Raw genomic sequence first — 2,077 nt, forward strand, 5'->3', positions numbered from 1 at the left:
TACCGGCCCGGCGGCGTCTACCGTGATCTCCCCGACACCATGCCGCAATACCAGGCCCAGCACAGCCGCAACGAGCGGACGATGAAATCGATGAACGCGAACCGGCAGGGCTCGCTGCTCGACTTCATCGAGGATTTCACCCGGCGCTTCCCGACCTATATCGACGAATATGAAACCCTGCTGACCGACAATCGTATCTGGAAGCAGCGCACCGTAGGCATCGGGGTGGTGTCGCCCGAGCGCGCGCTGGCGCTGGGTTTTACCGGCCCCATGCTGCGCGGTTCCGGCGTCGAATGGGATCTGCGCAAGAAACAGCCCTACGAAGTCTACGACCGCATGGATTTCGACATCCCGGTCGGCACCAACGGCGATTGCTACGACCGCTATCTGGTGCGCATCGAGGAAATGCGCCAGTCTAATCGCATCATCAAGCAGTGCGTCGACTGGCTGCGCGAAAATCCCGGTCCGGTCGTCGTCGACAATCACAAGGTTGCGCCGCCCTCGCGGATCGACATGAAGCAGAACATGGAAGAGCTGATCCATCACTTCAAGCTCTTTACCGAAGGGATGCACGTGCCGGAAGGCGAGGCCTATGCCGCGGTGGAGCACCCCAAGGGCGAGTTCGGCATCTATCTGGTGTCGGACGGCGCCAACAAACCCTACCGCCTGAAAATCCGTGCCCCGGGCTACGCGCATCTGGCCGCGCTCGATGAAATGAGCCGTGGGCACATGATCGCCGACGTCGTCGCCATTATCGGTACGCAGGATATCGTTTTCGGAGAGATCGACCGCTGATGGCCAATCCTGACTTGAACAGCCTTCGGCTGAGTGCCGAATCCCTTGCACTGATCGATACCGAAGTCGCCAAATACCCGCCAGAGCAGAAGCAGTCGGCGGTAATGGCTGCGTTGCGCATCGCGCAAACCGAATGCGGCTGGCTCAAGCCGGAATTGATCGAGTATGTTGCGGACTACCTCGAGATGCCGTCGATCGCCGCATACGAGGTTGCCACGTTTTACAACATGTACGACACCCAGCCGGTGGGGCGCCACAAGATCACCGTGTGCACCAATCTGCCGTGCGCGCTGATGGGGGCGAACGAGATTGCCGAGCATCTCCGGCAGAAGCTCGGCATCGGCTTTGGCGAAACCACCGAGGACGGCCGCTTCACCCTGAAGGAGGGCGAATGCATGGGGGCGTGCGGCGATGCGCCGATGTGTCTGCACAATAACCATGCGATGCACACGCACCTGACCCCCGAGAAGATCGACGAGCTGCTGGACAAGCTGAAATGAGTCTGCTCGCCCCCACTTCCCAGGTCTGCAGCTGGACGCAGGCGCTCGACAATCCGGCATCGCTCGCGACCTATGTCGCCAACGGCGGTTACCAGGCACTGCGCCGCGTGGTGACCGAGCAGATGCCGGGTGACGCCATCATTGCCGAGCTGAAGACCAGCGCGTTGCGCGGCCGCGGCGGCGCAGGCTTCCCCACCGGACTGAAGTGGAGCTTCATGCCGCGTGCGTTCCCCGGCGACAAGTACATTGTCTGCAACAGCGACGAGGGCGAGCCGGGCACTTTCAAGGATCGCGACATCCTGCGCTACAACCCGCACCAGCTGATCGAAGGCATGGCGATCGCCGGCTACGTGCTCGGCGCGCGTGTGGGCTACAACTACATCCATGGCGAAATCTTCGAGATCTACGACATCTTCGAGCGCGCGTTGAAGGAAGCGCGCGAAGCCGGCTATCTGGGCGACAATCTGTTCGGTACCGACTTCTGTTTCCAGTTGCACGCGCACCACGGCTACGGTGCCTACATCTGCGGCGAAGAAACCGCGCTGCTCGAATCCCTGGAAGGCAAGAAGGGCCAGCCCCGCTTCAAGCCGCCGTTCCCGGCCAGCTTCGGTCTGTACGGCAAGCCCACCACCATCAACAACACCGAAACCTTCGCGGCGGTGCCCTGGATCATCCGCAACGGTGGGCAGGCCTACCTGGAGTGTGGCAAGCCCAACAACGGCGGCACCAAGATCTTCTCGGTCAGTGGTGATGTCAACCAGCCGGGCAACTACGAGGTGCCG

2 protein-coding genes and 1 pseudogene are annotated in these 2,077 nt (G+C 61.7%); all 3 read left to right on the forward strand.

Annotation, left to right across the window (positions count from 1 at the left end; all coding sequences use genetic code 11):
* Nucleotides 1-795 (forward strand): NADH-quinone oxidoreductase subunit D (locus Q0L94_RS17515; protein ID WP_296755908.1); only part of this gene is annotated, 795 nt, incomplete at its 5' end.
* Entirely contained in the window at nucleotides 795-1,295 is a 501-nt protein-coding gene (gene nuoE / locus Q0L94_RS17520; RefSeq protein ID WP_296755909.1) for an NADH-quinone oxidoreductase subunit NuoE, read from the forward strand. The genes Q0L94_RS17515 and nuoE, both read left to right, overlap by 1 nt.
* Nucleotides 1,292-2,077, forward strand: a pseudogene (locus tag Q0L94_RS17525) (NADH-quinone oxidoreductase subunit F); the annotation flags it as partial. The gene nuoE and the pseudogene Q0L94_RS17525, both read left to right, overlap by 4 nt.

The sequence above is a fragment of the Thiobacillus sp. genome (assembly GCF_024708915.1).